Genomic DNA, 24,404 nt, shown 5'->3' on the forward strand with positions numbered 1-24,404 from the left:
TCAGTGCTCGGTGCCGAGGTGGGACATCTGCGCGGCCGGGTAGCGGGTGCCCGCCGCCGCGTCCGCCGGTACGGCCTCCTCGATCGCCGCCAGGTCGGCCGCGTCCAGGGTGACGTCCAGCGCGCCGAGGGACTCGCCCAGCCGCTCGCGGGTGCGGGCGCCGACGAGCGGCACGATGTCCTCGCCACGGGAGAGCACCCAGGCGATGGCGATCTGCGCGACCGTCACGCCCTTGTCCCCGGCGATCTTGCGCAGGGCCTCGACGAGGTCCAGGTTGTGCTGGAGGTTGTCGCCCTGGAAGCGGGGCGAGAAGGAGCGGAAGTCGTGCGCGGCGAGCTGCCGGTCGCGGGTGAAGTGGCCGGAGATCAGGCCCCGGGAGAGCACGCCGTAGGCGGTGATGCCGATGCCCAGCTCACGGGTGGTGGGCAGGATCTCCCGCTCGATGTCGCGGGTGATGATCGCGTACTCGATCTGCAGGTCTGAGATCGGCGCGGTGGCGGCGGCCCGGCGGATGTTGTCCGCGGACGCCTCGCTGAGGCCGATGTGCCGGACGTATCCCTGCTCGACCAGTTCCGCGATGGCGCCGACCGTCTCCTCGATCGGCACGTCGGGGTCGACGCGGGCGATCCGGTAGACGTCGATGTGGTCGACGCCGAGGCGCTGGAGGGAGTACGCGGCGAAGTTCTTGACCGCGTTCGGGCGGCCGTCGTAGGCGTTCCAGCCGCCGGCCGGGTCACGCAGGGCGCCGAACTTGACGCTGGTCAGCGCCTGTTCACGCAGGGCGGCGGGGGCGGTGCGCAGGGCCTCGCCGATCAGCATCTCGTTGTGGCCCATGGCATAGAAGTCGCCGGTGTCGAGGAGGGTGACGCCGGCTTCGAGGGCGGCGTGGACGGTGGCGATCGACTCGGCGCGGTCGGCTTCGCCGTAGAGGGCGGACATGCCCATGCAGCCGAGGCCGAGGGCGGAGACCCGGGGGCCGGTGGATCCGAGGGTTCGGGTTGTCATCGTCATGGGACCACCCTGGCATGACAGCTGACAGATTTCAATATCTGTTATTCCATACCCACCGCCGAATCGTTTCTGGTCCAGACCTATTGACGAGAGGTCTGGACCACCCGCATTGTCATGGCTACGACACCTCGCCGCACCCCCACCGGGAGGATCCGTATGGTCCGCCGCGCCCTCAGCCTGTTCGCCGCCGCCCTGGCGACCGCCGCGCTCACCCAGCTCCCCGCCGCCGCCCCCGCCTCCGCCGCCGACACCTGCGCGGTGAAGTCGAGGCCAGCCGGAAAGGTCCTGCAGGGCTACTGGGAGAACTGGGACGGCTCCGCCAACGGCGTCCACCCGTCCTTCGGCTGGACCCCGATCACCGACTCCCGGATCGCCGCCCACGGCTACAACGTGATCAACGCGGCCTTCCCCGTCATCCGCTCCGACGGCACCGCGCTGTGGGAGGACGGCATGGACGCGGGCGTGAAGGTGGCGACGCCCGCGGAGATGTGCGCGGCGAAGGCGGCAGGGCAGACCATCCTGCTGTCGATCGGCGGCGCGGCGGCCGGCATCGACCTGAGCTCGTCCACCGTGGCCGACAGGTTCGTCGCGACGATCGTCCCGATCCTGAAGAAGTACAACTTCGACGGCATCGACATCGACATCGAGACCGGCCTGGTGGGCAGCGGATCGATCACCCAGCTCTCCGCCTCGCAGGCCAACCTGGTCCGCATCATCGACGGGATCCTCGCCCAGATGCCGGCGGGCTTCGGCCTGACGATGGCCCCGGAGACGGCGTACGTCACCGGAGGCAGCATCACCTACGGCTCGATCTGGGGCGCCTATCTGCCGATCGTCAAGAAGTACGCCGACAACGGCCGGCTGTGGTGGCTCAACATGCAGTACTACAACGGCAGCATGTACGGCTGCTCCGGCGACTCCTACTCGGCGGGCACGGTCGCCGGCTTCACCGCCCAGACGGACTGCCTCAACAAGGGCCTGGTCGTGCAGGGTACGACGATCAGGGTGCCGTACGACAAGCAGGTCCCGGGACTGCCCGCGCAGTCGGGAGCGGGCGGCGGCTACATGTCACCGAGCCTGGTCGCGCAGGCCTGGAACCACTACGGCACGTCCCTCAAGGGTCTGATGACCTGGTCGATCAACTGGGACGGCTCGAAGAACTGGACGTTCGGCGACAACGTGAAGGCGCTTGAGCGGCGTTGACCCGCAAGACGCGCGACGCCGGACGAGCCCTGTCGGCTCGTCCGGCGTAGTGGCGCCTGGACCCTGAGGCAGCCGGCCCCCGGGTTGGGCGGAACCTAGGCGCCCAGCAGGCGGCCCGCGAGGTAGCCCTCGATCTGGTCCAGGGAGATCCGCTCCTGCTTCATCGAGTCACGCTCACGGACCGTCACGGCGTTGTCCTCGAGCGTGTCGAAGTCGACGGTCACGCAGTACGGCGTGCCGATCTCGTCCTGGCGGCGGTAGCGGCGGCCGATGGCGCCGGCGTCGTCGAAGTCGATGTTCCAGTTCTGCCGCAGGGAGGCGGCGAGACCCTTGGCCTTCGGGGACAGCTCGGGGTTGCGGGACAGCGGCAGGACCGCGACCTTCACCGGGGCCAGCCGGTGGTCCAGGCGGAGCACCGTGCGCTTCTCCAGCTTGCCCTTTGCGTTCGGCGCCTCGTCCTCGACGTAGGCGTCGAGGAGGAACGCGAGCATCGCGCGCCCGACACCGGCCGCCGGCTCGATGACGTACGGCGTCCAGCGCTCCCCGGCCTCCTGGTCGAAGTAGGAGAGGTCCTGGCCGGAGGCCTTGGAGTGGGCGCCCAGGTCGTAGTCGGTGCGGTTGGCGACACCCTCCAGCTCGCCCCACTCGTTGCCGCCGAACTGGAAGCGGTACTCGATGTCGGCGGTGCGCTTGGAGTAGTGGGAGAGCTTCTCCTTCGGGTGCTCGTACCACCGCATGTTCTCTTCACGCAGGCCCAGGCCGGTGTACCAGTTCCAGCGCTGCTCCATCCAGTACTCCTGCCACTTCTCGTCCTCGCCCGGCTTGACGAAGAACTCCATCTCCATCTGCTCGAACTCGCGGGTGCGGAAGATGAAGTTGCCGGGCGTGATCTCGTTGCGGAAGGACTTGCCCATCTGCGCGATGCCGAACGGCGGCTTGCGGCGCGAAGTGGTCTGTACCTGGGCGAAGTTGGTGAAGATGCCCTGCGCTGTCTCCGGGCGCAGATAGGCGACCGAGCCGCTGTCCTGCGTCGGGCCGAGGTGGGTGGAGAGCAGACCGGAGAACTGCTTGGGCTCGGTGAACTGGCCCTTGTTGCCGCAGTTGGGGCAGTTGACGTCCGCCAGGCCGTTCTCCGGGAGGCGGCCGTGCTTGGCCTCGTAGGCCTCCTCCAGGTGGTCGGCGCGGAACCGCTTGTGGCAGGCGGTGCACTCGGTCAGCGGGTCCGTGAAGGTGGCGACATGACCGGAGGCCACCCAGACCTCCGGGGCCAGGATGACGGACGAGTCGATACCGACCACGTCCTCGCGCGACGTCACCATGTAGCGCCACCACTGGCGCTTCAGGTTCTCCTTGAGCTCGACACCCAGCGGCCCGTAGTCCCAGGCGGCACGCTGTCCGCCGTAGATCTCACTGCACGGGAATACGAAGCCACGGCGCTTGCTCAGGCTGACGATGGTGTCGATCTTGTCGGCGGCCACGGTGCTCTCTTCATTACGACGACGGGCGAGGAAGCGAGATGCTTCAGAGCTAATGCTTCAGGTTACCGGCGGGGACTCCCCCTCGACCAAATCGGTGCCCCTTACCGGCCTCCCGCCCAGGTTTTTTGACAACGGTTTCCATATTTGTTGAAAATGAGTCTCATGAACGTACGACGACGCCTCATACCCACGGTCGCCGCGACCACCGTCACCGCACTCGGCATAGCGACTCTCTCTGCCTGCGGCGGCGACGCCACGGCGGCCCAGACCGGCAAGTTCGACGTCGTCGCGTCCTTCTACCCGATGGCCTTCCTCGCCGACCGGATCGGCGGCAGCCACGTCCACGTCACCAGTCTCACATCGCCCGGCCAGGAACCGCACGACCTGGAGATCAGCCCCAAGCAGATCATCGGGATCGAGAAGTCCGACGCGGTCCTCTACCTGAAGAACCTCCAGCCCTCCGTCGACGACGCGGTCGCCCAGTCGTCGGTCGGGACGAAGATCGACGCCGCCTCCCTGACCACGCTGGAGAAGCACGGCAACGAGGTCGGCGGCCACGCGGCCACGCACGACACCTCCAAGAACGAGGAGCTGTCCGGCCTCGACCCCCACATCTGGCTGGACCCGGTGCGCTACGCCCAGGTCGCCGAGGGGGTCGGCAAGGCCTTCGAGAAGGCCGACCCGGACCACGCGGCCGACTACCGGAAGAACACCGCGGCCCTGGTCAAGAAGCTGGACGCCCTCGACACCCGGTTCAAGGAAGGCCTGGCGAACACCAGGTCCAAGGTCTTCGTCACCACCCACGCGGCCTTCGGCTACCTCGCCGAGCGCTACGGCCTGACCGAGGAGGCCATCAACGGCCTCGACCCGGAGTCGGAGCCGAGCGCGGCCCGGGTGAAGGACCTGGAGACGATGGCCAGGGCCGACGGCGTCACCACCGTGTTCTACGAGACGCTCGTCAGCGACAAGACCGCGAAGACGATCGCCGCCGACGCCGGGCTGAGGACGGACGTCCTCGACCCGATCGAGGGCATCACCGCCAAGTCCCGCGGCAAGGACTACTTCGCGGTCCAGGAAGCCAACCTCAAGGCCCTCCAGACGGCCCTGGGCGCCAAGTGAGCGGAGACGAGATGACCACCGGCGAGCCCGTCATATCCCTGCGCGGTGTCACCGCCGAGCTGGGCTCGCGCCCCGTCCTGCGGGGCATCGACCTCACCGTGCACCGCGGTGAGGTCGTCGCGCTGCTCGGCGCCAACGGCTCCGGCAAGTCGACCGCGATCCGCACGATCATCGGCCAGGTGCCGGTCAGCGGCGGCGAGATCACCCTGTTCGGCGGCCCGCGGCGCACCTTCCGCGACTGGTCCCGGATCGGCTACGTGCCGCAGCGCACCACCGCCGCGGGCGGTGTCCCCGCCACCGTCACCGAGGTCGTCTCCGCCGGCCGCCTCTCCCGCACCCGCTTCGGCCTCTTCCGCAAGGCCGACCACCAGGCCGTACGGGACGCGCTCGGCCTGGTCGGGATGGCGGACCGGGCCAGGGACGACGTCGAGGCGCTCTCCGGCGGCCAGCACCAGCGGGTGCTGATCGCCCGCGCCCTGGTCGCCCGGCCCGAACTGCTGATCATGGACGAGCCGATGGCGGGCGTCGACCTGGCCAGCCAGGAGATCCTCGCGCGGACCCTGCGCGAGCAGGTCGAGCAGGGCACCACGGTCCTGCTGGTCCTGCACGAACTGGGCCCGCTGGAGCCGCTGATCGACCGCGCGGTCGTCCTGCGTGACGGCTGCGTCCTGCACGACGGCCCGCCGCCGCGGGCCGTGGGCCAGCACGCCCTCCCCGGCCACGACCACGTCCACCCCCACGAGCACGCGCCGATCCGCACAGGACTGCTGAGCTGATGGACTTCCTGAACTACGCCTTCATGCAGCGGGCCCTGCTCGCCGCCGTCCTGGTCGGCCTCACCGCCCCCGCCATCGGCATCTACCTGGTCCAGCGCCGCCAGGCCCTGATGGGCGACGGCATCGGCCACGTGGCCATGACGGGCGTCGGCCTCGGCTTCCTGCTCTCCACCTCCCCCGTCTGGATGGCGACGGCGGTGTCGGTCCTCGGCGCCGTCCTGATGGAGCTGATCCGCTGGTACGGCAGGACCCGCGGCGACATCGCCCTCGCGATGCTCTTCTACGGCGGTATGGCCGGCGGGGTGATGCTGATCAACCTCGCGCCGGGCGGCTCCAACGCCAACCTGATGTCGTACCTCTTCGGCTCGCTGTCGACGGTGTCGGAGTCGGACGTGACCGCGATCTGCGTACTCGCCGCCTTCGTCCTCCTGGTCACCCTCGGCCTGCGCCGGCAGCTGTTCGCGGTGAGCCAGGACGAGGAGTTCGCGCGGGTGACGGGCCTGCCGGTGCGGGCGCTGAACCTGCTGACGGCGATCACGGCGGCGGTCACGGTGACCGTCGCGATGCGCGTGGTGGGCCTGCTGCTGGTGTCGGCGCTGATGGTGGTCCCGGTGGCCGCGGCCCAGCAGCTGAGCCGCAGCTTCGCGGCCACGTTCGCGATCGCCGTCGCGATCGGTGTGACCGTGACGATCGGGGGCACGATCACCTCGTACTACCAGTACGTTCCGCCGGGCGCGACGATCGTGCTGCTGACGATCGCCGCGTTCATCGTGCTGAGCGCGCTGGCCACACCGCTGGCCCGGCGACGCGCCCGCGCTGCGGCCGCCCGGCGGCCCGCCGGGGACCCGGCGGAGTGCACGATTCCGGCCGGCCTGGAGACCGCCGACGAAGTCGGCGTCTGACCGCGCACACTTCGGGCTGGCACAATGGCCCGGCAGAAGCAGTGATGTGAGGAGGCAACCGGTGACGACCGCTGGACCGCCCGTGAAGGGCCGCTCGACCCGCCAGCGGGCAGCCGTGGCGGCCGCCCTGGACGAGGTCGACGAGTTCCGCAGCGCGCAGGAACTGCACGACATGCTCAAGCACAAGGGGGACTCGGTGGGCCTCACCACGGTGTACCGAACCCTCCAGTCCCTCGCCGACGCCGGCGAGGTCGACGTCCTGCGCACCTCCGACGGCGAGTCGGTGTACCGGCGCTGCTCCACGGGGGAGCACCACCATCACCTCGTCTGCCGGGTGTGCGGCAAGGCCGTGGAGGTCGAGGGGCCCGCGGTCGAGAAGTGGGCGGAGGCGATCGCCGCGGAGCACGGGTACGTCAACGTCGCGCATACCGTCGAGATCTTCGGGACGTGCGCGGACTGCGCCGGGACCGCGGGGAGCTGCTGAGCTATCCGCGCGTGAGGTGCCGGTCGAGGATCGCGCGCAGCCGGTCGGCGTCGGCGGGGTCCGGGAGACCCCGTTTGGGCAGCAGCGTGAACGCGAGCCCGCCCTTGGTGTCGCTGAACGTGATGAAGAGTTCGGGAGTCTCGTTGTAGCGGGGCTGGGCCACCCAGTCGATGGTGGTCGAGGTGTGGTCGGTTGTCACCGTCACCCCTGACGCCGTGACGACCGTCCGGAAGACGCCGTTGCGTGCGGCCATGCGCTGCACAGCCCGTCCCGTCAGCCACGGGAGGGCCAGCAACAGGGCCACGAAGGCGACGAGCCCGGCCAGCAGACCCACGTTGGCCTGCCGCCCGGTCACCAGCAGGACGGCTTGCAGGGCGGCCACCACGGACGCCACGACGATCATCCAGTACTCCCGCCGGCCGCCCTTGCTGAACCGCCGTCGCTGTCTCCATACCGCGGTGAAGTCCCTCGCCGTCGGCACGAACTCCAACTCCACCGTGTCCGGCGCGGCATTCCGCCCCACGTTCATGTCCATGACCATGGGGCGGATCGTAGCGGTGCCGGTCAGCTCCGGTCGAAGCACTTCTCCAGCTCGTCGAGGCCGTAGAACCTGCTGCCCTTCGAGATCGGCTTGCAGCCCTGCTTGAAGGCGGTCTCCTTCTCGTTGTAGAGCATCCGCACCAGATAGTCGTCGCCCTTCCGGTAGACGTCCCACTGGATGTTGGAGGCCAGGGAGGCGACCTCGGCGCCGCGCCAGGGGTTGTTGGCGTAGGTGTAGGTCCTGCCGGGCGTCGCGGCCTTCTCGCTGCCCGGCAGCCGCATCAGCGCGGCCAGCGGGATGATCTCCTCGGCGTGGGTGAAGCGGAGTTCGGCGCCCAGGGTGCTGGTGCCGTCCCGCCTCGCCTCGACCTGCTTGAAGAAGTCGTCGAGGAGGACGTCCGCCATCTTGTAGGTGATGTCGCTGTCCGAGAAGCTCGGGCCCTTCTCGTAGAAGTCCTCGGCGTCGCTGAGGTAGCCGAACCAGGCCGCGTCGCGCGGGGCGAGGTAACGGTCGAAGTCCCAGCCCTCGCCGTTCGGGCTCTCCTCGCTCATCGCGGGTGCGATGGCGTAGAGGTTGTAGACGGCCCGGGCGGCGGTGATGTCGTCGGCGGTGGAAGAGAACTCGCCGTCCACGATCCGCTGCACGAACGCCGGCTTGAAGATCTTGCCCAGGACCCTGGCGGCCGCCCTGTGCGAGGCCGGCTGGTCGGTGACCGTCTTCAGGGTGGAGGCCAGGCGCTCGTCGCTCGCCAGCCACTTCTGGTAGTCGGCGCCACCGGACGACTTGTGGAAGTAGAGCAGGTCCTTGTCGACCCGGGCGGTGCCGAGCGAGGCCTTCAGCGCCGGGTCGGCGCCGGTGAGGGCGGTGGAGAAGACCGTACCGCTGTCGACCGCGCGGCCCTGGCCGGAGCTGACGACGTCGATCTTCTCGCCGTTCTTCGCGATCGAGGAGAAGAGGCCGGGCAGGCGCTTCTCCAGGCGGACCGCGGTGGCGCGGAGCTCGTCCTTGCCTCGGCCGCTGAGGTTGCCGTACCCGACGGCGTTCATGGCCGTTTCGAGGGCCTGCACGTCCGGGCCGAACTCCTTGCCGAGCGGGGTGAGTTCACCGTCGGCCCGGGCCTGGTTCCACAGTGCGAGGATCGTATCGCCGTCCTCGCCGTCGGTAGCGGAGCGTGAACCGTGCCGGGAGACGTTCTCGGTGAAGACGGCGGTGTAACCGGCGGGCGCCTGCTGGTAGGTACGCGGGTTCTGCCCGGGGGAGTACACGGCCTTGGTGCCGTAACTGTCGCGGTGGGTGAGCCCGTTGTCCGTGGCGTGCGCGGGCAGCGCCGTGAGCAGCAGGGCGCCCAGGGCGAGGACAGGGGTGACACGCTTCATGAGGGACCGTTCCAGAGGCGGGAGACCGGGGGGTGGTCAGGCATGATCCCCCGCATCCTGGACGGCTCTCGTGAACGGCGGGTGGCCGTCAGTCGCCGGACCGGTCGCCCTCCATGGCCAGCAGCTCCTCGTTGGGGATGGCACCGCCGAACCGCCGGTCCCGGGAGGCGAATTCGACGCACGCCCGCCACAGGTCACGGCGGTCGAAGTCGGGCCACAGGACGTCCTGGTAGACCATCTCGGCGTAAGCGCTCTGCCAGAGCAGGAAGTTGGAGGTGCGCTGCTCGCCGCTGGGGCGCAGGAACATGTCCACGTCCGGCATGTCCCCGTAGTACATGTGCTTCTGGATGGTCTTCTCGCTGACCTTCGACGGGTCGAGCCGGCCCGCCTTGACCTCCTCGGCGATCGACTGCACCGCGTCGGCGATCTCGGCCCGGCCGCCGTAGTTCATGCAGAAGTACAGGGTGAGCAGGTCGTTGCCCTTGGTCTGCTCCTGGGCGACCTGGAGCTCCTTGGCGACCGACTTCCACAGCCGGGGCATCCGGCCAGCCCAGCGCACCCGGATACCGAGTTCGTCGAGCTGGTCGCGGGTCCTGCGGATGAAGTCGCGGTTGAAGTTCATCAGGAAGCGGACCTCTTCGGGCGAGCGCTTCCAGTTCTCGGTGGAGAAGGCGTACAGGGAGATGTTCCGGACACCGATCTCGATCGAGCCCTGGAGCACGTCCAGGACGCGCTCGGCGCCGACCTTGTGCCCTTCGGTGCGCGGCAGCCCGCGCTCCTTGGCCCAGCGGCCGTTGCCGTCCATGACGATGGCCACATGGTTCGGGACCAGCTCGCCCGGGAGCTTCGGCGGGCGGGCACCGGACGGGTGCGGCTCCGGCGTCCTGTACTCGCGGCGCCGGCTCCCCAGGATCCCGCGTACGACCATGTGCTTCTCGTCTCCTCTAGCTCTTCTCTACGTACCTGAGCGAGCGCAGCCCCCGCTCCAGGTGCCAGTGCAGATAGGCGGACACCAGCCCGCTGCCCTCCCGGACGTGCCGTGCCTCGGCCGCGTCCGCCGTCTCCCAGTCTCCCGTAAGCAGCGCGCCGAGGAGAACCAGGGTCTGCGGCGAGGGTACGACGCTGCCGGGCACCCGGCAGTCCACGCAGACGCTGCCGCCGGAGGCCACCGAGAAGAAACGGTTCGGGCCGGACATCCCGCACCTGGCGCAGGAGTCGAAGCTGGGCGCGTAGCCGTTGACGGCGAGGGAGCGCAGCAGGAAGGCGTCGAGGACGAGATGGGGTGCGTGCTCGCCCCGGGCGAGTGTCCTGAGTGCCCCCACGAGCAGCAGATACTGCTGCACCGCGGGCTCCCCCTCGTGGTCCGTGAACCGCTCGGCGGTCTCCAGCATGGCCGTCCCGGCGGTGTACCGCGCGTAGTCGGTGACGATCCCGCCGCCGTACGGCGCGATGGTCTCGCTCTGGGTGCACAGCGGCAGCCCGCGCCCGACCAGCTCGCTCCCCCGCGCGAAGAACTGCACGTCGACATGGGAGAACGGCTCAAGGCGCGCCCCGAACTTCGACTTGGTCCGCCGCACCCCACGAGCGACCGCCCGCACCCGGCCGTGTCCGCGCGTGAGCAGGGTGATGATCCGGTCCGCCTCACCCAGCTTCTGGGTGCGCAGCACGATGCCGTCGTCGCGGAACAGGCTCATGGGCCCATTCTGCCCTGCCGAGGCGGGGGACCGGTCCGGACCGGAACCTTCAAGGCACCTCGCCGCGGCTGCGGGCGTTGGCGTGGGCGGTGGCCGCGCTGAGCCGTTCCGCCTGGGTCGCGATCCGTACGGCGTCCGGGTGGGCGTCCCACTCACGCCCTCCCCCGTACGGCCGCAGCTGCACATAGGGGCCTTCGTGCCCCATGACGATGCCCAGCCGTCCGGTACGGGTGTCGACGGCGCAGGAGCCGAGAGGGAGGTTCTTCGCGTTCACCTCACCTGGCTCCCCCGCCCCCGGGAATTTCACGCTTCGCATCACTGAGGTGGCGCTGCGTGTCTAGACTCGGCCGGAGACTGTCCCGGCCCCGCGGAGCCGGAAGGGGGAGGGGCAGCGGGCACTGCATCAGCCGCCTCCCCCACTCTTGGCTTCGCTCGAGCGGGGTGACGGCGACCGTGGCCGGCTCGGTCCGGCGTACGTAGGGCACTGCGCCTCACGGCGTCCCCGGCCGACCGGGATCCACAGACCCCCGAGGGCCGGGGTGACGGCGACCGTGGCCGGCTCGGTCCGGCGGACGTAGGGCACTGCGCCTCACGGCGTCCCCGGCCGACCGGGATCCACAGACCCGCGAGGGCGGCAACAGCCACACGGCTGACGAAGGAGGAACTGCTGCGTGGGCGCCGGCCGGGGCGGACCTCGGCGACGACGTCCCAGGACCGGCTGTTCGCCGGGGCCTGCCGGGGGCTGCGCCCCGGCGGCCGCTTCGCGGGCGGCGACAGCCTGCCCAGCCTGGGCTTCCGCCTCCTGCACCCTGCGCATCCGGGGCCGTCGGCCTCCCATAGCCGCGTCGGCGGTGCCGGCTCACATCAGGCCGGCCGCCGCGAGGTGCTTGCCCACGCACTCGGTCTCCGCCTCCGACAACGGAACCTGCGGCTCCGCCGTGACCGGGGACGCGATGACCCCGCGCAGACGCAGCGCCGCCTTGAACGCGCCCAGCGCCGCCGAACTGCCGCCCATCCGGCGCTCGTCGCCGACCCGGACCATCCCGAACAGCCCGCACAGCCGCTCCTGTTCGGCCCGTGCCCGCTCCCAGTCACCGGCCCGGCAGAGCCGGTGGAGGCGGACGTAACCGTCCGGGTCGACGTTGGCGAGGCCGGGTACCGCGCCGTCGGCGCCCAGCGCGAGGGCCGCGTCGACGAGCAGTTCCGAGCCGGTCAGGGCGCTGAAGCCGGGCAGGCCCCGGGAGCCCGTGACGACCTCGCGGAAGCCCGCCAGGTCGCCGCTGGAGTCCTTCAGCCCGGCCAGGACACGGTCGGCGGCCAGCTCAAGCACCAGACCGGCGGGGAGTTTGGTGTGGACGGCCGACGGGATGTCGTAGGCGATGACCGGGACCGGGGACCGGTCGGCGATCAGGCGGAAGTGGCGGGCGATCTCGGCGGGGTGGGTGCGGGTGTAGAAGGGGGCGGTGACGACGATCGCGTCCGCGCCGGCGGAGGTGACGGACGCGACGTGGTCCAGGACCCGGGGTGTCGTCATGTCGATCACCCCGGCCAGGACCGGGAGCCGCCCGGCCGTGTGCGTCACCACCGTCTCCGTGACCAGCCTGCGCTGCCGGTCCGTCAGATACGCGACCTCCGACGTCGAGCCCAGCACGAACAGGCCGTCCACCCCGGCCGCGACCAGATGGTCGACAAGCCTGCGCAGGGAGGGGACGTCCACCTCGCGGTCCGGTGTCAGAGGGGTGCAGACGGGCGGTACGACACCGGTCAGCGGGGTGGGCAGGGTCATCAGGGCTCCCTGGGCAGGCTGTGGCTCGGCTGGTCCTCCTTCACAGGATGGTGACAGCGGTAGCGGTGACCCTCGCGTGACGCGGCCGTGAAGTCAGGCATGCGGACGGCACACTCGTCGTCCGCCTTCCAGCAGCGGGTGCGGAACGGGCAGCCGGACGGCGGGCGGGTGGCCGAGGGCACCGGACCGGTCAGCGGAATGGGGTCGATCGGGTGCAGCAGGCCGGGGGTGGCCGAGAACAGGGCCCGGGTGTACGGGTGCCGGGCGTGCTCGGTGACCTCGGCGGCCGGGGTCTCCTCGACGATCCGGCCCAGGTACATGGTGATCACCCGGTCGCTCATCCGCCGTACCGTCTGGATGTCGTGGGAGACGAAGACCATGGCAAGGGCGAGGCGTTCGCGCAGGTCGAGGAGGAGGTTGAGGATCTGGGCGCGGACCGAGACGTCCAGCGCGCTCGTCGGTTCGTCCGCCACCACCAGGTCGGGGTCCAGGGCGAGGGCGCGGGCGATCGCGACTCGCTGGCGCTGTCCGCCGGAGAGCTGGCCGGGCAGGGCCTCGGCGAGGGCCCGGGGCAGGCCGACCAGGCCCATCAGCTCCCGTACCCGCTCCTCCCGTTCGGCCCGGGTGCCGCGCCGGTGGACGTCCAGCGGGTCGCGGAGGATACGGCGGACGGGCAGGCGCCGGTTGAGGGCCGTCGACGGGTCCTGGAAGATCATGCCGGTGCTCGCGCCGACGGCCGACCGGCGTTCGGCCGGGGCAATCGACCACAGGTCGCGGCCGTGGAAGGTGACCGTGCCGGAGGTCGGCCGCTGGATGCCGACCAGCACCTTCGCCAGCGTCGACTTCCCGCATCCCGACTCGCCGACCACCCCGACCGTCTCGCCGGGCGCCACGGTGAGGTCGGCGCCGGTCAGCGCGTACACCCGGTCCCGGCCGAACACGCCGCCGCCGCGGGCCCGGTGGACCACGTGGACGCCGGACAGCTCCACCGCGCTCATGTCACCGCCTCCGTGCTCGCCAGGTCGACGGCCGGGTGGTGGCAGGCCGCGGTGTGGTCGCGCGAGCCGACCAGGTCCGGCGCCGTCGTACGGCAGACCTCGCTCGCCGCCGGGCAGCGGTCCGCGAAGCGGCAGCCCGCCGGGAAGTCGGCCGGGGACGGCACCACGCCCCTGATCTGGGTGAGCCGCTCGGCCCCGGACTCCAGGGACAGCACGCTGCCGAGCAGACCGCGCGTGTAGTGGTGGGTCGGGGCGGCGACCAGCTCCGCGGTGACGCCGGTCTCGACGATCTGTCCGCCGTACATCACCACCACCCGGTCGGTGACGTCCGCGACGAGGGCCAGGTCGTGCGAGACGAGGATCAGCGCGAAGCCGAGTTCCTCACGGAGGCGGAGGAGGAGTTCCATCACCTGGGCCTGGACGGTGACGTCGAGGGCGGTGGTCGGTTCGTCGGCGATGATCAGGCGGGGGTCGCGGGAGAGGGCCATGGCGATCAGGACGCGTTGGCGTTGGCCGCCGGAGAGTTCGTGGGGGTAGCTGCGGAGGGTCCGGGTGGGGTCGAGGCCGACGAGGGTGAGGAGTTCGGCCGGGGTGCGGGTGCCGCCGCGTCGTGTCAGTTGCTTGAGCTGGGCCTGGATGGTCATCCCCGGGTTCAGGGAGGAGAGGGCGTCCTGATAGACCATCGCGATTTCGTGGCCCAGGAGGCGGCGGTGGGGGGTGGTCAGGTCGATGGGCGGCTGCGGGTTCGTGGGGGTTGATCGCGCCCGCGCGGCGGTAGCCGCATATTCAATACGGCCCCGCGCCCCTGACGGGGCGCTCCCGTCCCGTCGGCTGAAAAGAATCTCGCCCGTCACCCTGGCCGTCTTCGGCTGCAGGCCCATGACTGTCAGGGCCGTCAGGGACTTTCCGCAGCCCGACTCCCCCACCAGACCCAGGACTTCACCCGGGTGGATGTCGAAGCCGATGCCGTCCACGATGTTCACGCCCCGGTGGCGGTCGGCGAAGCCGATGGCGAGGTTCTTCACCGACAGCACCGGTTGGCCCTCCCGGGGCGGGAGGGGCCGGGCCCGGGAGCGGAGCCGCTCCCCCGCCTCCGTCAGGCCGGGCAGCTCCAGGATCCCGCCCGGCTCGGGCGTCTCGACGGGATCCGTCGGATCCGTCTCCGTCTCCCTCGGTGCCGGTGATGCCCACGCGTCCGAGACGCCCTCGGAGAGGATGTTCAGCGAGAGGACGGTGAGCAGGATCAGCAGGCCGGGGAAGAGGGTCGCCCACCAGCCTCCCGTCAGGACCATGTTCTTGCCGTCCGCGATGACGCTGCCCCAGGACGGGTCGGGAGGCCGGACTCCCGCGCCGATGAAGGACAGGGACGCCTCGAAGACGATGGCCTCGGCGACCTGGACCGTGCAGAAGACCAGGATGGGGGCGGCGCAGTTGACGGCCACATGGCGGAGCACGATGTGGGGGGTGCGGGCGCCGATCACGCGTTCCGCGGTGACGTAGTCCTCGCCGTACTGGTCGAGGACGTTGGCCCGCACCACGCGGGCCACGGGTGGGGTGAAGAGGAAGGCGATCGCGCAGATCAGGACGGTGATGCCGCCACCGAAGACGGCGACCAGGACGGCGGCCAGGGCGATGCCCGGGAACGCCATCACCACGTCCAGGCAGCGCATCAGCGTCTCGTCGACGCCCTTGCGGGAGGTGGCCGCGAGCGCGCCGAGCAGCGCCCCGGCGACCAGGGCGAGGCCGGTCGCGCCGAGGCCGATGGCGAGGGACCAGCGGGCGCCGTACATCAGCCGGCTGAGGATGTCCCGGCCGAGGCTGTCCTGGCCCATCCAGTGACCGGCGGAGGGGTGCCCGGTGCCGTCGGTGGGGGCCTGCTGGGCGAGGGGGTCGTCGGGGGCGAGGAGGGGCGCGAACACCGCAATCAGGACGACCACGGCCAGGAAGACGAGGGCCGCCCAGGACCGCGGCGACAGCCTGCGCAGTCGTACACCGGGACGGGCGAGGGCGGTGGTGAGGGCCGCGCGGTTGAACGTCGTCATGCCGCCTCCCTCAGACGGGGGTTGACCAGCAGATAGAGGACGTCGATGACGAGGTTGACGACGACGAAGCCGGTCGCGGTGGTGATGACCACGCCCTGGACGACGGCCGGGTCGCCGTTCTGCACGGCGTCGATCATCAGCTTGCCCATGCCGGGCAGGGCGAAGACGGTCTCGATGACGACGGCGCCGCCGAGGAGGTAGCCGACGCGCAGGCCGAGCACGGTCAGGGGGTTGACCAGCGCGTTGCGCAGGACGTTGCGGCCGACCACGACATGGGGTGGCAGGCCGCTGCCGATGGCCGTGCGGACGTAGTCCCGGTCGAGTTCCTCGACCACCGAGGTGCGGACGATCCGGGTGAGCTGGGCGGCGACCGGGAGGGAGAGCGCGAGGGCGGGCAGGGTCATGGTCTTCAGCCAGCCGGTGACGGAGTCCTCCGGGTTGATGTAGCCGCCGGACGGGAACCAGCCGCGGTCGACCGCCAGGTACTGGATCATCAGCAGCGCCAGCCAGAACGCGGGGGCGGCGACACCGACGAGCGAGAGCACCCGGATGACCTGGTCCGGCCAGCGGTCGCGGTAGATGGCCGCCGTGACGCCGCCGGCCAGTGCCAGGACGACGGCGATACCGAGGCCGAGGAAGGTCAGCTGGAGGGTGAGGGGCAGGGCGGTGGCGACCTGGTCGAGGACCGGGGTGCGGGTGAGGGCGCTGGTGCCGAGGTCGCCCTGGAACAGGTCGCCGACGAAGTGGACGTAGCGGACGGGGAGCGGGTCGAGGAGGCCGTTGCGCTCCCGGAAGTCGTGGAGTTGGCGCGGGGTGGGGTTGGCGCCCTGGAAGAACGCGGACGCCGGGTCGACGTCGGAGAAGCGCATCACCAGGAACACGAACAGGGCGATGCCGAGCAGCAGCGGCACCAGCAGGGCGATTCGGCGCAGCAAAATGCGCAGGACGGCGTTCATGCCGTCAGACCCACTTGGCCGTCAGGACGTTGATGCCCGGGTAGGGCTGGGCCCTTATGCCGGTGAGTCTGCGCGGGTCCCAGGCGGTGATCAGCTCGTTGTGGACGACCGGGTAGAGGACGGCCTGTTCGGCGACGACGTCGATGTAGTCCTGGATCATCGTCTTCTTCTTGTCCGGGTCCGGTTCGCGGGTGGCCGCGTCCATGTCCTTGAAGAGCCGTTTCGCGACAGCGTTGTCGGCCCATCGGGCGTAGCCCATCCAGAGGTTCCCGGGACCGTAGTTGTAGTGCATGATCAGGTCGGCGTCGAGGCCGAACTGGTTCGGGTTCGAGACGGCGGCGACGACCTGGTAGTCCTGTTTCTGGTCCATCTTGGTGAACACGGCCGTGGTCTCCTGCGGGGACAGGGTCGTGGCGACGCCGATCGCGTCCCAGGACGACTTGATGGTGGGCAGGCAGTCGACGATCCAGCTCACGTTGACGGCGAGGATGTTGACTTTCAGCCCTCTGACGCCGGCCGCCGCCAGCAGTGCCTTCGCCTTGTCGGGGTCGTAGTCGTAGACCGTCTTCGCCCTGCGGTAGGCGGGGTTGGTCTCGTTCAGGAACGAACTCGCCGGTTTTCCATGGCCCTTGAGGGCGACCTCGATGATCTTCGCCTTGTCGATGGCGTGGTGCAGGGCCTGGCGGACCCGGACGTCGTCGAAGGGTCTGTGCCGTGTGTTGAACATCAGGAACAGGTTGTTCATCCCGGCGCCGCCGCCGACCGACAGTCCGCCCTGTTCGAGGCGGGTGATGTTGGCGTAGGGGATGTTGTCGGAGATCTGCGCGCCCGCGCCGACACCGGAGATCCTGGCCACGCGGGAGGCCGCGTCGACGATCGTCAGCCAGTTCATCCGCCGGAAGGCGGGCTTGCGCGGGCCGTTGTAGCGGTCGTAGGCGGCGAAGGTGGTGTTCGACTTCGGGTGGTGCCCGGTCTGCCGGTACGGTCCCGTGCCCACCGCGAGTCCCTTGATCGCGTCGTCCCAGGCGCCGGGCCGGGAGAACACGTGCTCCGGCATGATCTTGGCGAGGGTGAGGCGGGCGATCCCGTCCGGGAAGGGGAACCTGAGGAGCAGGTCGACGGTCCGGGTGTCGATCTTCCGGGCCTCCTTCAGCCAGCTCGCGAAGAAGCCCTTCGCGAGGGTCTGGGTGCCCCGGTCGAGGATCCGGTCGAAGACGAAGACCACGTCGTCGGCGGTGACCGGTCTGCCGTCGTGGAAGGTGGCGCCCGGGCGCAGGGTGAACCGCCACGTGGTGGCGTCCGGGTCGGCGGGCAGCCGGGTCGCCAGCGCCGGGTAGGGGGCGCGGGTGATCGGATCGGTGTCGGCGAGGCCCTCGTAGATGTGGTTGTTGGCGGCCATCGCGAACGCGGACGCGGTCTGGGTCGGGTCCCAGCTGCCGTCGTTGCCGTACCCGATCACGGCCGTGAGGGTGCGGTCGGAGCCGCTGCCGCCGAGGTCGATGGTGGACTTGGGCCCACAGGCCGTCAGCGAGGCGGCCGCGCCCAGTGCGCCCACGTGTTTCAGGAACGTCCTGCGGCCGTGGGTCGCCTCGTCGCGCACGGTGCCTCCAGCGTGGGGGAAACGGAGACGTCGGACGTCATGTGTAAGCGCGACCATAAAAGGGGCTTTGGGGGTGGTCAAGGCGGGGCGCGCGAATGGCGTAAACCGTCAGAGGTCGGACCAATGGCGGTGCGAAGGGGCGGCAGTCGGCGCCGACCACCGGGGAGGCGACCGGCGCCGGACACCGGGACGCCGGCCGGGCAGGCGGGTCATCGCCGGGCTCGTCGGCCAGGCGCAGACCGACCCCGACCTGTCGGCCGCCCTTCTGGAGCGTTACTCCGGGCCCCGTCGCGAGCTCGCCGTGGCGGCGATGCGGCGCGCCCAACACCGCGGCCAGTTGCACGCCGGTATCGACCCGCAGGTCCTGGTCGACCAGCTATGGGGAGCGTGCTACCACCGGCTGCTGCTCCCCGACGAGCCTCTCACCGAGGACTTCGCGACCCAGCTGGTCGACAACCTCCTGCACGGCGTCGGCGGCCAGGCACGAGACGGGGCCGCCGCCCCCTGACGAATTCCTGGAACCGGGCATCGAGTTCGGCCTGCGTGAGCCACCCCCTCGCCCTCCAGAGCACCGCCCGGGCCGATTCGGTTGCCCGGTTCACTACCGGGGCGCCGCGACCCGCCGGAACTCGATCGTGTCGTACGCCGTCCTCGTCCCCGTCTCGTACAGCACCCCCACCGTGCTCTTGTCCACCTGGACCAGGTCCGAGTAGGCCGCCTTCCGGCCGGACAGGGTGAGGATCTTGTCGAAGGTGATGCCCTCGTCCGCACTGGTCCACAGGGCCATCAGCTGGCGGGCCGTCGGGATCGAGGGGGCCGAGAAGAGCAACGGGGCACCCACGCCGTGGAGTTGGAGGACCGAGCCCTCGACCACCGGGACCCGGCGCAGGGTCGGCTGGATGGTGAAGTCCGCGTCCAGGGTCTCCGCGCCGTCGCTCGACCAGGCGTTGACGCGGTTGCCGAGGCTGGTGCCGTTCTGGTCGCGGGCGTTGAAGTAGAGGCGCCCGTCGGGGAGCTGGGCGGCGGTCGTCTCGTTGACGTTGTCGTGGCCGGTGTAGGAGTCGTCGACGAAGCCGAGGTGCCAGCTGCGGCCGCCGTCGTCGCTGTAGATCGCGTGGCCGCCGTAGTACCTGGCCTCCCGGCCGGTGTCGGAGGAGCCGGGGCGCGGGGAGCCGGAGTGGTCGGCGGCGACGACCAGGCGGCCGCGGTGCGGTCCCGCGGTGAGGGCGACGGCATGGCCGGGACCGGTGGCGTACCAGCGCCAGCCGGAGGGTTTCACCTGCGCCGTGATCTCCCGCGGGGCGGTGAAGGACCGGCCGTCGTTCCGGCTGCGCTGCACGAACACCCGGCGGCTCTGCTCCTTGGTGACCTGGCCGCGCATGATCTGCGCCTCGCTCACCGCGCCGTCGTTGTAGGAGGTCACCAGGACGATGTCGCCGGTGCGCGGGTCGACGACGGGCGCCGGGTTGCCCCGGGTGTTCCCCTTGCCGTCGGCCACCACCTGGAGCGGGCCCCAGGTGCAGCCTCCGTCGGAGGAGCGTCTCAGCACGACGTCGATGTCACCGCTGTCGCCGGTGGTGGACTGCCGGCCCTCGGCGAAGGCGAGCAGGGTGCCGCGCCCGGTGCGGACGACGGCCGGGATGCGGTACTGGGGGTAGCCGCCCTCGCCGGAGACATACGGCACGGAGGACTCGCAGGTGGCCGCCGCCCAGGCCCTGGGTTCGACGGTGAACGCCCCGACAAGCAGGGCGGCGGCGAGGGAGATCCGGCTCACGCGGGTCACAGGAGACACATGGCTCACCCTCCCATGTTCCTCCCGACCGCCTCCCCCGCACACTCACAACACCCAAACGGGTCACGCGCTTTGGCACTCCGTCAGCTCCCTGCCGGTCCGGCCGGGGGCGAAGGAGGGGGCGCGGGCCGTGTCCGGCAAGCGGCTCAGGAGGGGGTGCGGGCCGTGCCCGGCAGGCGGCCCAGGAGGGGGTGCGGGCCGTGCCCGGCAGGCGGCCCAGGAAGAGTGCAGGCACGCCCGGCAGGCGGCCCAGGAGGAGTGCAGGCACGCCCGGCAGGCGGCTCAGGAGGGCGTGCGGGCCGCCGCCAGCAGGCGGGTCACGTCGTCGGCGCAGATGGTCAGGGCAGCGCCGACCGTGCCGAGGGCCTCGCGTTCGGCGTTGGTGTAGGGGCCGTCGGCGAGCGCGATCCGGGCGGCCTGGAGGAGCAGGGACTCCCGGCCGGCGGGAGCGAGGTGCGGGGCCAGCGGGTCGAGGGCCTCGTGCAGCTCTATCGCGAGGCTCGCCCCGCACGGCTGCTCGAACATCCGGCCGGTGTCGGCGGCGAGCGCGTCCACGAGCGCGCTCAGCTGTTCCTCCGTGACGTCCTCGAAACCGGCCGCGCGGACGGTGGCCGCGGCCGCCTCCAGGGACGTACGGGCACAGGTGCCGCCCGCCGCGAGGACGGCGAGGGCGACGGTGTGCACGGCGTCACGGAGCATCGCGGAGAAGCGGGAGGTGGTGGGGTGGTCGAGGACGTCGGTGCCGTAGTGGTGACGGCAGGCGGCGCACTCCACGACCGGCCCGGTGGTGCCGCGCGGCAGCACGGGCACGCCGAGCAGGGTGAAGCGGCGGCGGCCGGTCAGCCGCTGGTAGTTGCGGTCGCCTCCGCAGCCGGGGCAGAAGAACTCGCCGTCTCCGACGGGTGTCCATGCGGTGCGGGTGCCCAGGATGCGGGCAGGCCTGGCGGTTCGGCCGTCTCGTCCCCGTACTGGCAGCACGTCGCACCTCCTTAACGCCGTGGCAACATCGCCACCGCTGGCGTGATGTTAGCCACATCGGGGAGGTGGAGTCAGTACCGCGTACGAGACCTTTCCGTGATCTCCACGGCGGAATGGCCGGTATACGACGGGGCCCTGATCGCCGTACATCGCGATCAGGGCCCTTAAACCGCCGGTCAGAGCGATTATCGCGTCGCGCGGTTGACGGCGGAGACGACCGCCTTCAGCGACGCACGCGTCGTGTTCGCGTCGATGCCGATGCCCCACAGAACCTTGTCGTCGATCGCGCATTCGATGTAGGAGGCGGCCTGGGAGGAGGCACCCTCGCTCATCGTGTGCTCCTGGTAGTCCAGGAGGCGTACGTCGATGCCCAGACCCTGCAGCGCGTCGAAGAACGCGGAGATCGGGCCGTTGCCGGAGCCGGTCAGGACGGTGTCCTCGCCGTCGACGGTGGCCTCGACGGTGAGGGTGTCCACCCCGTCGGTGTCGGTGGTCGACTGCCCCGTCCGCACCTGGATACGGCCCCAGGGGTTCTCCGGGTTCGGCAGGTACTCGTCCTGGAAGACCGCCCAGATGTCGGCGCCGGTGATCTCGCCGCCCTCGGCGTCCGTCTTGGCCTGGATGAGCTTCGAGAACTCGATCTGCATCCGGCGCGGCAGGTCCAGCTTGTGGTCGTTCTTCAGGACGTAGGCGATACCGCCCTTGCCGGACTGCGAGTTGACCCGGATGACGGCCTCGTAGGAGCGGCCGACGTCCTTCGGGTCGATCGGCAGGTACGGCACGGCCCACTCGATGTCGTCGACGGTGACGCCCTTCGCGGCCGCGTCGGCCTCCATGGCGTCGAAGCCCTTCTTGATGGCGTCCTGGTGGGAGCCGGAGAAGGACGTGTAGACCAGGTCGCCCACGTACGGGTGGCGCGGGTGGACCTCCATCTGGTTGCAGTACTCCCACGTACGACGGATCTCGTCGATGTCGGAGAAGTCGATCTGCGGGTCGACGCCCTGCGAGAACAGGTTCATGCCCAGGGTGACCAGGTCGACGTTGCCGGTGCGCTCGCCCTGCCCGAACAGACAGCCCTCGACGCGGTCGGCGCCGGCCATCAGCGCCAGCTCGGCGGCGGCGACGGCCGTACCGCGGTCGTTGTGCGGGTGGACGGACAGCACGACGTGCTCGCGGCGGGAGAGGTTGCGGTGCATCCACTCGAAGCGGTCCGCGTGCGTGGACGGCGTCGAACGCTCCACGGTGGCGGGCAGGTTGAGGATGATCTCGCGGCCCGGACCCGGCTGGTAGACGTCCATGACCGCCTCGCAGACCTCCAGCGCGAAGTCCAGCTCGGTGTCGGTGAAGATCTCCGGCGAGTACTGGTAGCCGAACTCGGTGTCCGGGCCCAGCAGCTTCTCGGCGTACTCCATCACCAGGCGGGTGCCGTCGACGGCGATCTGCTTGATGTCGTCCTTGGAGCCGCGGAAGACGACCCGGCGGAAGACCGGAGCGGTGGCGTTGTACAGGTGGACGGTGGCCCGCCTGGCGCCCCTGAGGGACTCCACGGTCCGCTCGATCAGGTCCTCGCGGGCCTGGGTCAGCACGGAGATCGTGACGTCGTCCGGGATCGCGCCCTCTTCCTCGATGATCGAGCGCACGAAGTCGAAGTCGGTCTGGCCGGAGGCGGGGAAACCGACCTCGATCTCCTTGTAGCCCATCTTGACCAGCTGGTCGAACATCCGGCGCTTGCGCTCGGGCGACATCGGGTCGATCAGGGACTGGTTGCCGTCGCGCAGGTCGGTGGAGAGCCAGCGGGGAGCGGCGGTGATGCGCTGCCGGGGCCAGGTGCGGTCCGGGATGTCGACCTGCTCGTAGCGGCCGTACTTGTGGATCGGCATGGTGGTGGGCTGCTGGCGGTTCGCCATGTCTGCGGGGCTCCTCAGGATGTCCGGAAGGACGGCCGACGACGCAACACGAAGCTCCGCGGGGAGGGAGTCGACCTGGACTACAGGCCCTCGCCGCGGCAGCTAAGAAGAAGCAGCCCGAAACGCATGATGCACAGCAGACTAGCCGAGCCTCGCCGGACAGGCGGCTCTGTATCAGCATGCGGGACCGAGGCGCCCCTTCAGGGGCGCGGGACTGTGTCGATGTCCGGCGTCGGTATCCGGCTCCGCCGCGTGGGCGCGACAAGCCCCCACCGGCCCGCAGGCCGTAGCACAGCGCAACCACCCACGGCGAAAGCATCCCCATATTTCACCAATCATGGTTGCACCTAGTGACAGAGAGCTAACACAGTGCAATCGTGCGGTCCATGACGACCAACGGGGGCTACAGGCCCGTCTTCTGCACGATCGTGCCGCCGCACATCCTCGACCACCTCGCCACCCACGAGGACCGGACGCTCGCCGACGCCGCCCTGCGCACCCTGCAGCAGGACGCCGCGCAGCGCACCCGCCGCCGGATCACCACGGTCCGCGGCGCCGTCGTGCCGGCCGCCGCCGCCACCGGCACCCCGCACCGCACGATCTACGACGCCGGGCACGGCACCGACCTGCCCGGCACCAAGGTCCGCGACGAGGGCTCCGAGCCCGGCCAGGACGCCGGTGTCAACCGCGCCTACGCCGGCCTCGGCGCCACCTTCGACCTGTACCTGAAGGCGTACGAGCGGGACTCCGTCGACGGCGAGGGGCTGCCGCTCGACGCGACCGTGCACTACGACGTCGACTACGACAACGCCTTCTGGAACGGCGAGCAGATGGTGTTCGGCGACGGCGACGGGCAGATCTTCACCGACTTCACCAGCTCCGTCGACGTCATCGGCCACGAGCTCACCCACGGCGTCACCCAGTACACCGCCAACCTGGAGTACTACGGCCAGTCCGGCGCCCTCAACGAGTCGGTCTCGGATGTCTTCGGCTCGCTCATCAAGCAGCACTCCCTCGGCCACACCGCCGACCAGGCGGACTGGCTGATCGGCGAGGGCCTGCTCGCCCCGGGCGTGCACGGCGTGGCCCTGCGCTCGATGAAGGCCCCGGGCACGGCGTACGACGACCCCCGTCTCGGCAAGGACCCGCAGCCCGCGACCATGGGGGAGTACGTGAAGACCAACCGGGACAACGGCGGCGTCCACATCAACTCCGGCATCCCCAACCACGCCTTCTACCTCCTCGCCACCGCCCTCGGCGGCAACGCCTGGGAGCGGGCCGGGCGGATCTGGTACGACGTGCTCACCGGCGGCGAACTGCGGTCGGACGCCCTCTTCACGGACTTCGCGAAGCTCACCGTGGCGGCGGCCAAGGCCCGCTTCGAGGAGGGCGAGGAGACCGAGGCGGTCCTCAAGGCGTGGGCCCAGGTGGGTGTGCAGACCGGCTGACCCCGTACTACACAGGGACCCATGCGTATTCAGGTGAGGCGTACGGGCGGGTTCGCGGGCATCGAGCGGAGCGCCGAGGTGGACACCTCGGGGCGGCCCGACGCCCATGAGTGGCAGGCCCTGGCCGAGCACGCGCTCGCGGCCGGCCGGGGCACGCCGCCGCCCGGGGTGCCGGACGGGTTCGCGTACCGGATCACGGTGGACGGGCGGACGGTGTACGCGGCCGATCCGCGGCTGACGTCCGAGCAACGCGAGCTGATCTCACGGGTGTTGAAGGAGGGCGCCTAAACGGCGTCGGTAACGGGTAGTTCAC

Annotated in this window: 23 protein-coding genes; 8 read left to right on the top strand and 15 right to left on the bottom strand. The window is 70.5% G+C overall.

Going from position 1 to position 24,404, the window contains the following annotated elements; all coding sequences use genetic code 11:
• Positions 1-1,011 carry an aldo/keto reductase gene (locus ABTY98_RS01495; protein WP_352218811.1) on the bottom strand — a complete coding sequence of 337 codons (1,011 nt, stop codon included), beginning with the start codon at positions 1,009-1,011 and terminating at the stop codon, positions 1-3.
• 156 nt (positions 1,012-1,167) lie between these two features.
• Between ABTY98_RS01495 and ABTY98_RS01500 the strand changes: the two genes are divergently transcribed.
• Positions 1,168-2,214 (top strand): chitinase, encoded by a 1,047-nt coding sequence (locus tag ABTY98_RS01500; RefSeq protein ID WP_352218890.1) that lies wholly within the window; start codon positions 1,168-1,170, stop codon positions 2,212-2,214.
• Positions 2,215-2,309: 95 nt separating this feature from the next.
• Here the strand turns inward: ABTY98_RS01500 and ABTY98_RS01505 are convergent, their stop codons facing one another.
• Complete coding sequence (locus ABTY98_RS01505) at positions 2,310-3,692, bottom strand: glycine--tRNA ligase (RefSeq protein ID WP_352218812.1); 1,383 nt, start codon at positions 3,690-3,692, stop codon at positions 2,310-2,312.
• Positions 3,693-3,854: 162 nt separating this feature from the next.
• Between ABTY98_RS01505 and ABTY98_RS01510 the strand changes: the two genes are divergently transcribed.
• From ABTY98_RS01510 to ABTY98_RS01525, 4 genes are all read left to right on the top strand, one after another.
• Positions 3,855-4,811, top strand: coding sequence for a metal ABC transporter substrate-binding protein (locus tag ABTY98_RS01510; RefSeq protein ID WP_352218813.1), 957 nt, complete (start codon positions 3,855-3,857; stop codon positions 4,809-4,811).
• An 11-nt stretch (positions 4,812-4,822) separates the two neighbouring features.
• The gene (locus ABTY98_RS01515) at positions 4,823-5,587 is read left to right on the top strand and encodes a metal ABC transporter ATP-binding protein (protein WP_352218814.1); all 765 of its coding nucleotides are present in this window, start codon (positions 4,823-4,825) and stop codon (positions 5,585-5,587) included.
• Positions 5,587-6,489, top strand: coding sequence for a metal ABC transporter permease (locus ABTY98_RS01520; protein ID WP_352218815.1), 903 nt, complete (start codon positions 5,587-5,589; stop codon positions 6,487-6,489). The genes ABTY98_RS01515 and ABTY98_RS01520 overlap by 1 nt, the downstream gene beginning before the upstream one ends.
• Before the next feature lie 61 nt (positions 6,490-6,550).
• Positions 6,551-6,973: a Fur family transcriptional regulator gene (locus ABTY98_RS01525; protein WP_352218816.1), complete on the top strand. Its 423-nt coding sequence runs from the start codon at positions 6,551-6,553 to the stop codon at positions 6,971-6,973.
• Between the two features lies 1 nt (position 6,974).
• On the opposite strand, the gene ABTY98_RS01530 is transcribed toward ABTY98_RS01525, so the two are convergent.
• From ABTY98_RS01530 to ABTY98_RS01575, 10 genes are all read right to left on the bottom strand, one after another.
• The gene (locus tag ABTY98_RS01530) at positions 6,975-7,514 is read right to left on the bottom strand and encodes a YcxB family protein (RefSeq protein WP_352218817.1); all 540 of its coding nucleotides are present in this window, start codon (positions 7,512-7,514) and stop codon (positions 6,975-6,977) included.
• 23 nt (positions 7,515-7,537) lie between these two features.
• On the bottom strand, positions 7,538-8,890 hold the full coding sequence (locus tag ABTY98_RS01535; protein ID WP_352218818.1) for a histidine-type phosphatase: 1,353 nt from the start codon (positions 8,888-8,890) through the stop codon (positions 7,538-7,540).
• An 88-nt stretch (positions 8,891-8,978) separates the two neighbouring features.
• Complete coding sequence (locus ABTY98_RS01540) at positions 8,979-9,818, bottom strand: isoprenyl transferase (protein ID WP_352218819.1); 840 nt, start codon at positions 9,816-9,818, stop codon at positions 8,979-8,981.
• 16 nt (positions 9,819-9,834) lie between these two features.
• Positions 9,835-10,584 carry a DNA repair protein RecO gene (recO, locus tag ABTY98_RS01545; RefSeq protein WP_352218820.1) on the bottom strand — a complete coding sequence of 250 codons (750 nt, stop codon included), beginning with the start codon at positions 10,582-10,584 and terminating at the stop codon, positions 9,835-9,837.
• A 49-nt stretch (positions 10,585-10,633) separates the two neighbouring features.
• Positions 10,634-10,858: a hypothetical protein gene (locus tag ABTY98_RS01550; protein WP_352218895.1), complete on the bottom strand. Its 225-nt coding sequence runs from the start codon at positions 10,856-10,858 to the stop codon at positions 10,634-10,636.
• A 585-nt stretch (positions 10,859-11,443) separates the two neighbouring features.
• Entirely contained in the window at positions 11,444-12,370 is a 927-nt protein-coding gene (locus ABTY98_RS01555; protein WP_352218821.1) for a dihydrodipicolinate synthase family protein, read from the bottom strand.
• The gene (locus tag ABTY98_RS01560; protein WP_352218822.1) at positions 12,370-13,368 is read right to left on the bottom strand and encodes an oligopeptide/dipeptide ABC transporter ATP-binding protein; all 999 of its coding nucleotides are present in this window, start codon (positions 13,366-13,368) and stop codon (positions 12,370-12,372) included. The genes ABTY98_RS01555 and ABTY98_RS01560 overlap by 1 nt, the downstream gene beginning before the upstream one ends.
• Positions 13,365-15,410 (bottom strand): dipeptide/oligopeptide/nickel ABC transporter permease/ATP-binding protein, encoded by a 2,046-nt coding sequence (locus ABTY98_RS01565; protein ID WP_352218823.1) that lies wholly within the window; start codon positions 15,408-15,410, stop codon positions 13,365-13,367. The genes ABTY98_RS01560 and ABTY98_RS01565 overlap by 4 nt, the downstream gene beginning before the upstream one ends.
• Positions 15,407-16,366 (bottom strand): ABC transporter permease, encoded by a 960-nt coding sequence (locus tag ABTY98_RS01570; protein WP_352218824.1) that lies wholly within the window; start codon positions 16,364-16,366, stop codon positions 15,407-15,409. The genes ABTY98_RS01565 and ABTY98_RS01570 overlap by 4 nt, the downstream gene beginning before the upstream one ends.
• A 4-nt stretch (positions 16,367-16,370) precedes the next feature.
• On the bottom strand, positions 16,371-17,966 hold the full coding sequence (locus tag ABTY98_RS01575) for an ABC transporter substrate-binding protein (protein WP_352218825.1): 1,596 nt from the start codon (positions 17,964-17,966) through the stop codon (positions 16,371-16,373).
• Here ABTY98_RS01575 and ABTY98_RS01580 point away from each other — a divergent pair.
• Complete coding sequence (locus ABTY98_RS01580; protein WP_352218826.1) at positions 17,866-18,474, top strand: TetR-like C-terminal domain-containing protein; 609 nt, start codon at positions 17,866-17,868, stop codon at positions 18,472-18,474. The two genes, ABTY98_RS01575 and ABTY98_RS01580, sit on opposite strands and share 101 nt — an antisense overlap.
• 93 nt (positions 18,475-18,567) lie before the next feature.
• Here ABTY98_RS01580 and ABTY98_RS01585 read toward each other — a convergent pair whose 3' ends face one another.
• The 3 genes from ABTY98_RS01585 to leuA form a co-directional block, all read right to left on the bottom strand.
• On the bottom strand, positions 18,568-19,749 hold the full coding sequence (locus tag ABTY98_RS01585) for a sialidase family protein (RefSeq protein ID WP_352218891.1): 1,182 nt from the start codon (positions 19,747-19,749) through the stop codon (positions 18,568-18,570).
• A 291-nt stretch (positions 19,750-20,040) separates the two neighbouring features.
• Positions 20,041-20,736: a TerB family tellurite resistance protein gene (locus ABTY98_RS01590; protein ID WP_352218827.1), complete on the bottom strand. Its 696-nt coding sequence runs from the start codon at positions 20,734-20,736 to the stop codon at positions 20,041-20,043.
• Positions 20,737-20,921: 185 nt separating this feature from the next.
• Positions 20,922-22,643, bottom strand: coding sequence for a 2-isopropylmalate synthase (gene leuA, locus ABTY98_RS01595; protein ID WP_352218828.1), 1,722 nt, complete (start codon positions 22,641-22,643; stop codon positions 20,922-20,924).
• Positions 22,644-23,029: 386 nt separating this feature from the next.
• Between leuA and ABTY98_RS01600 the strand changes: the two genes are divergently transcribed.
• Complete coding sequence (locus ABTY98_RS01600) at positions 23,030-24,091, top strand: M4 family metallopeptidase (RefSeq protein ID WP_352218829.1); 1,062 nt, start codon at positions 23,030-23,032, stop codon at positions 24,089-24,091.
• A gap of 21 nt (positions 24,092-24,112) precedes the next feature.
• Positions 24,113-24,379 (top strand): protealysin inhibitor emfourin, encoded by a 267-nt coding sequence (locus ABTY98_RS01605; protein ID WP_352218830.1) that lies wholly within the window; start codon positions 24,113-24,115, stop codon positions 24,377-24,379.
• Positions 24,380-24,404 lie beyond the last annotated feature (25 nt).

Source organism: Streptomyces sp. NPDC096040 (assembly GCF_040303265.1).
GTDB lineage: Bacteria > Actinomycetota > Actinomycetes > Streptomycetales > Streptomycetaceae > Streptomyces.